The organism is Sphingomonas sp. (assembly GCF_031426035.1).
In the GTDB taxonomy this organism is placed as follows: domain Bacteria; phylum Pseudomonadota; class Alphaproteobacteria; order Sphingomonadales; family Sphingomonadaceae; genus Sphingomicrobium.
Map to the genome: position 1 here is coordinate 1 of NZ_JANPKO010000124.1, position 5,813 is coordinate 5,813.

General features: G+C 69.0%; 8 protein-coding genes. 7 read left to right on the forward strand and 1 reads right to left on the reverse strand.

The window, feature by feature from the left end; all coding sequences use genetic code 11:
• Positions 1–834: phosphoenolpyruvate carboxykinase (ATP) (locus tag RMP08_RS09070; protein ID WP_310468674.1), on the reverse strand; the 834-nt coding region annotated here is incomplete at its 3' end.
• A gap of 178 nt (positions 835–1,012) precedes the next feature.
• Here RMP08_RS09070 and RMP08_RS09075 point away from each other — a divergent pair.
• The 7 genes from RMP08_RS09075 to RMP08_RS09105 all read left to right on the forward strand — a co-directional run.
• Entirely contained in the window at positions 1,013–1,723 is a 711-nt protein-coding gene (locus tag RMP08_RS09075; protein ID WP_310468675.1) for a response regulator transcription factor, read from the forward strand.
• Positions 1,713–3,266: an ATP-binding protein gene (locus RMP08_RS09080; RefSeq protein ID WP_310468676.1), complete on the forward strand. Its 1,554-nt coding sequence runs from the start codon at positions 1,713–1,715 to the stop codon at positions 3,264–3,266. The genes RMP08_RS09075 and RMP08_RS09080 overlap by 11 nt, the downstream gene beginning before the upstream one ends.
• On the forward strand, positions 3,263–3,703 hold the full coding sequence (locus RMP08_RS09085) for an HPr kinase/phosphatase C-terminal domain-containing protein (protein WP_310468677.1): 441 nt from the start codon (positions 3,263–3,265) through the stop codon (positions 3,701–3,703). Before RMP08_RS09080 ends, RMP08_RS09085 begins: the two co-directional genes overlap by 4 nt.
• Before the next feature lie 45 nt (positions 3,704–3,748).
• Complete coding sequence (gene rapZ, locus RMP08_RS09090) at positions 3,749–4,684, forward strand: RNase adapter RapZ (protein WP_310468678.1); 936 nt, start codon at positions 3,749–3,751, stop codon at positions 4,682–4,684.
• 4 nt (positions 4,685–4,688) lie between these two features.
• Positions 4,689–5,096, forward strand: a complete 408-nt coding sequence (locus RMP08_RS09095; protein ID WP_310468679.1) for a PTS sugar transporter subunit IIA — start codon at positions 4,689–4,691, stop codon at positions 5,094–5,096.
• A complete protein-coding gene (locus tag RMP08_RS09100) occupies positions 5,093–5,365 on the forward strand; it encodes an HPr family phosphocarrier protein (RefSeq protein ID WP_310468680.1) in 273 nt (90 codons plus the stop codon). Before RMP08_RS09095 ends, RMP08_RS09100 begins: the two co-directional genes overlap by 4 nt.
• 3 nt (positions 5,366–5,368) lie before the next feature.
• On the forward strand, positions 5,369–5,813 hold a 445-nt coding region (locus RMP08_RS09105), incomplete at its 3' end, for an RNA methyltransferase substrate-binding domain-containing protein (RefSeq protein ID WP_310468681.1).

Consider the following 5,813-nt stretch of genomic DNA (forward strand, 5'->3'; position numbering starts at 1 on the left):
GCGGATCATCTTGGCGTAGCAACCACCCTCGAAGTTGAACACGGCGGTATCCGACCAGCCGTGCTCGTCGTCGCCGATCAGCGTCCGCTTGGGGTCGGCCGACAGGGTCGTCTTGCCGGTCCCGGACAAGCCGAAGAACACCGCGGTGTCGCCGTCCTGGCCGATGTTGGCCGAGCAGTGCATCGGCATGATCTGCTTGGTCGGCAGGATGAAGTTGAGCAGGCCGAATACCGACTTCTTCATCTCGCCGGCATAGGCCGTGCCGCCGATCAGGATCAGCTTCTTCTCGAGGTTGACCGCGATGATCGTCTCGCTGCGGCAGCCGTGGCGGGCCGGGTCGGCCTTGAAGCTGGGCAGGTCGATGATGGTGTATTCCGGGACGAAGCCGGCGAGGTCGCGCTCGTCGGGGCGCACCAGCAGCGTGCGGATGAACAGATTGTGCCATGCCAGCTCGTTGATCACGCGCACCTTGACGCGGTGCTCGGGCTGCGAGCCGCCGAACAGGTCCTGCACGAACAAAGTGTCCTTGGTGCCGAGCGCGGCGAGGAAATCCTCGTGCAGGCGGTCGAACGCGTCGGGCTCCATCGGGCGGTTGGACTTGCCCCACCACACGGTGTCGTCGCTGACCGCATTGCGCACCACGAAGCGGTCATTGGCCGAGCGCCCGGTGTGCTTGCCGGTCTTGACCACCAGCGGCCCGTCCTTGGCCAGCAGCCCCTCGCCGCGGCGCACCGCATGCTCGACCAGCGGCGCGGTCGTCAGGTTCCAGTGGAGCGTCGCGCCAGTGGCGATGCCCTGCGCGTCAATCCCGTGCTGCGGGACCCGGTCGGTCACTCGAATTTCCCCTTCTGAATAGACATAGCGGCGGCGACCCGTGGGGTGCCGCCGCATTTCTAGCGTGACCAACTATAGACCGGAGAATCGTCTCCGGTCAAAGCCGGACGGGCAGCTTGTCTCGCCGCGGCACGCTGTCTAAGCGGATGGCTCACGGCAAGGGCGCGCAGAGCCAAGCATGAGCCATGTCATCGCGCTGGTCGACGACGACCGCAATATCCTGACCTCCGTCTCCATCGCGCTCCAGGCCGAAGGGTTCATCACCCGCGTCTATTCCGACGGCGCGGCGGCGTTGAAGGCGTTCGCCGACAATCCGCCCGACCTTGGCGTGTTCGATATCAAGATGCCGCAGATGGACGGCATGGAGCTGTTGCGGCGGCTGCGTGAGACGAGCTCGCTGCCGGTGATTTTCCTGACCTCCAAGGATGATGAGCTCGACGAGGCCCTGGGCCTGGCGATGGGTGCCGACGATTATATCGCCAAGCCGTTCTCCCAGCGCCTGCTGATCGCGCGCATCCGCGCGCTGCTGCGCCGCCAGGACCTTGCTCGCGGCGAGGCCACTGCTTCGCAGGCCGAGCCCGAGGAAGCCCTGATCGAGCGTAAGCGGCTGACCATGGACCCGGCCCGCCACAAGGTGCTGTGGGACGGCCGCGAGGTGGTGCTCACAGTGACCGAATTCATGATCCTCGAGGCGCTCGCCCAGCGTCCCGGCGTGGTCAAAAGCCGCAACCAGCTGCTCGACATCGCCTACCAGGACGATGTCTACGTCGACGACCGCACGATCGACAGCCACATCAAGCGCATGCGCCGCAAGTTTCGCGCCGTGGACCCCGAGTTCGACGCCATCGAGACGCTGTACGGCGTCGGCTACCGCTTCGATGAGGATTAGGCGCCGCCGCCGGCCCACCCCGCCGTGGCGCGGGCGGTGGAGCCTGACGCCGCGCATCCTCGCGGTCAACGTGCTGACCCTGGCGCTGGTCGCCTTGAGCGTGTTCTACCTCGATGCCTACCGCAACCAACTGACCGAGGAGCGCATCCGCCAGACCCGTGGCGAGGCGCGGCTGGCAGCGATCGCGCTGGCCAGCACACCGGCGGCCAACCGCGAAGCCGTCACCGCGCGCATCGCCCGCGAGACCAAGAGCCGGATCCGGGTCTATGAGGGCAGCGGGCGGCTGGTCACCGACAGCTGGCGGCTGACCGGGCCCACGTTCCGCTTGCGCGACCCGAGCGCCCAGAAGTGGACCAAGGGCATTGCGCGCTCGCTCGACCGAGGGTTCAATGCCCTGGTCGGGGCCGACCCGATTGAGGATTATGCCGAACCCGCCGAGGACCGGCTGGCGGCGTGGCCCGAAGCGGTCGAGGCGCGGCGCACCGGCCGGCTGGCGACCGAGATTCGCCAGGCGCCCGACCTGACCCCGGTGCTGTCGGCGGCCGCGCCGCTGCTCGACGGCGTACTTCTGCTCAACGCCAACGACCGCAATTTCACACGCACCGTGCGCGAGCAGCGCCGCGCGCTGGGCCTGGCGATGATCTTCGTCACGATTTTGTCGCTGCTGCTGTCGCTCTTTCTCGCCCGCACCATCGTCCGCCCGCTGCGCCGGCTGGCGATCGCGGCGCACCGCGTGCGCCAGGGCCGCTCGCGCGAGGTCAAGGTGCCGCGCCTGCCGTCGCGCGGCGACGAGATCGGCATGCTGGCCCGCGCGGTCAGCGACATGAGCCAGTCACTGCGCCAGCGGATCGACAATATCGAGGCATTCGCCGCCGACGTCACCCACGAGCTCAAGAACCCGCTCGCCTCCCTCCGTTCCGCGGTCGAGGGCCTCGGCCGTGTCGACGATCCCGAACTGCGTGCCAAGCTGCTCGACATCGCCGGCCAGGACGTCCGCCGGCTCGACCGCCTGATCGGCGATGTCAGTGAAGCGGCGCGGACCGACGCCGAGCTCGCCCGTGCCAAGTTCGAGCCGGTCGACGTCGGGCCGCTGATCGAGCAGATCGTCGGCAGCTGGGAGACTCGCCGCGAACGGGGCGATGCGCGCCTCGCCTTTGCCCGCCCGCGCGCGGCGAGCACGATCGTGATGGGTGATGCCGGGCGGCTGGCGCGGGCAATCGACAATCTGATCGACAATGCGATCAGCTTCTCACCCCCTGGCGGCCTGGTCGAGATCGCCGCGGCGCGGGTCGGCGACAGCATTCGCATCCGGGTCGAGGATGAAGGCCCCGGCGTGCCGCATGAGGCGCGCGAAGCGATCTTCAACCGCTTCCACTCGATCCGCCCCGACGGCGAGCAATTCGGCCGCCATTCGGGGCTGGGCCTTGCGATCGCCCGGGCAATCGTCGAAGGCCACGGCGGGGAGATAGACGTGCAGGACCGCGACGACGCGCCTTCGGGCGCCCGCTTCACCATCTGCTTGCCGGCGCCCGAGCGCGCATGAGCACGCGCCTGCTGTCGGCCGAGACGGTCCATGCCAGCACCGTCACCAGCCAGGGCCGCGCGGTGATGATCACCGGGCCGTCCGGATCGGGAAAATCCGATCTTGCCTTGCGGATGCTCGACCGCGGCTTCGCGCTGGTCAGCGACGACCGTACCCTGGTCCGCCGCGACGGCGACCGGCTGATCGCCTCGGCCCCGCCGACCATCGCCGGCAAGCTCGAAGTGCGCGGCATCGGCATCGTCGAGCTGGAGACCGTCCAGGACGTCCCGGTGGCGCTGCTGATCGAACTCGCCAGCGACATCGAGCGCCTGCCCGACGACGACCGCGAGCGGCAAATCCTCGGCGTCGCGCTGCCGCTCGTCAACATCGACGCAATGACCGCCTCCGCCGCGTCCAAGGTGGCGCTGGCGCTCGACCGCTTCGGCCGGCGCTTCTGACGATGGCGCTTCTGACGATGGCGGTGCTGTGATGGCTGCGGCCGGATGAGCGCGGCGCGGCCGGGTCAGCGCCCGTTGCCGCGCCTGCTGCTCGTCACCGGCATGTCCGGGGCGGGCAAGTCGACCGTGCTCGACGCGCTTGAGGACATGGGCTGGGACACCGTCGACAACCTCCCCGCCGCGATGCTCGCCGATTACGTCGCCCACGGACGCGGGCCGGGCCGCCAGGTGCCCATCGCGGTCGGCATGGATGCACGCAGCCGCGGCTTCGACCCCGAGGCCCTGCCATCCATCCTCCGCGCCATCCCCGGCGTCCGCCCCGCCGTCCTCTATCTCGACTGCTCCGGCGGCGAGCTGATCCGCCGCTACGGCGAGACCCGGCGTCGCCATCCCCTGGCGCCCGACCGTCCCGCCGAAGACGGCATCGCGCGCGAGCGCAGCCTGACCGCGCCGCTGCGCCAGGGCGCCGACGGCGTGATCGACACCACCGACCTGACCCCGGCCGAGCTGCGCGACGAGCTGAGGCGCCGCTATCCCAGCGACAGCGACGAGATGGTGCTGACCCTGGTCTCGTTCGGCTTCGCCCGCGGCATCGCGCGCACCGCCGATCTGGTGTTCGACCTGCGCTTCCTCGCCAACCCGCACTGGATCGACGAGCTGCGGCCGCTGACCGGTGCCGACCAGGCGGTGCGCGACTATATCGCGCAGGATCCGGCGTGGCCCGGCGCGATCGACCGCATCGAGGCGCTTCTCACCGACTGGATTCCCCGCTACTGGGGCGCCGGCAAAAGCTATCTGACGATTGCGTTCGGCTGCACTGGGGGGCGCCATCGCTCGGTCACGGCAGCGGTCGAGATGGCGGAACGATTGCGCGGCGCGGGCTTTTCGCCGAATATCCGGCATCGCGACCTCGCTTCCGAGCCGAGTGACACGATCGAGGAAGACCCCGGACGCGCCGCGGATGGCGATACTGGCGAGTGAGCGAATGATCGGTTTAGTGTTGGTGACCCATGGCCGGCTGGCGGCGGAGTTCGTCGTCGCCATGGAGCATGTGGTCGGGCCGCAGGAGGCCATCGAGTCGGTGTGCATCGGCCCCGACGACGACATGGAGGCGCGCCGCCGCGACATCGCCGACGCGATCGCCAAGGTCGAGCGCGGCAATGGCGTGATCATCTTGACCGACCTGTTCGGCGGCACCCCGTCCAACCTCGCCATCAGCCTGATGAAGAGCGAGAACATCGAGGTCATTGCCGGGGTCAATTTGCCGATGCTGATCCGCCTCGAAAACGCGCGCAAGGTAATGAGCGTCCACGCCGCGGTCGCCGCGGCGCGGGAAGCCGGGCGCAAGTATATCTCGGTTGCCAGCGAGATCCTCGGGGAAGCGGCGGCTTGACCGCCCACGAAGCCGAAGTCCGGATCGTCAACCGCCGCGGCCTCCATGCGCGGGCCAGCGCCAAGTTCGTCAACGCAGTGAGCGCGATGGACGCCACCGTCGAGGTCGCGAAGGACGGCCACTCGGTGTGCGGCACCTCGATCATGGGGCTGATGATGCTCGGCGCGGCAATGGGCGACACGATCGTCATCAAGGCCGACGGGATCGGCGCCGAGCAGGCCCTGGCGACTCTCGTGCAGCTGGTCGAGAACCGTTTCGACGAGGAGTAGGCCGTGCCGCGCCTGATCACGGCTTTCTCCAACACCACCGTCAAGCGCCTGCGCAGCTTGCGCGACAAGAAAGCGCGCCGGGCCGAGGGGCTGTTCCTCGCCGAGGGGCTGCGGATCGTCGCCGAAGCGCGCGACAGCGGCCGGCTGCCCGAGATCGTCGCCTTTTCCGCCGAGGGGGCGCGGCACCCCCTCGCCGCCGAGATCATCGCCGCGGCGGAGGCCGAGGGCGCCGACGTGATCGAGACCAGCCCCGACATCCTGGCCAAGATGAGCGGCAAGGATAATCCGCAGGCCATTCTCGGCGTTTACAAGCAACCGCCAACCGAGCTCGCGGCGATCGACCGGGGATCCGCGCCGCTGTGGCTGGTGGCCCAAGCACTCCGAGACCCGGGCAATATCGGCACCATGTTGCGCACCGGCGACGCGGTCGGCGCGGGCGGACTGATCC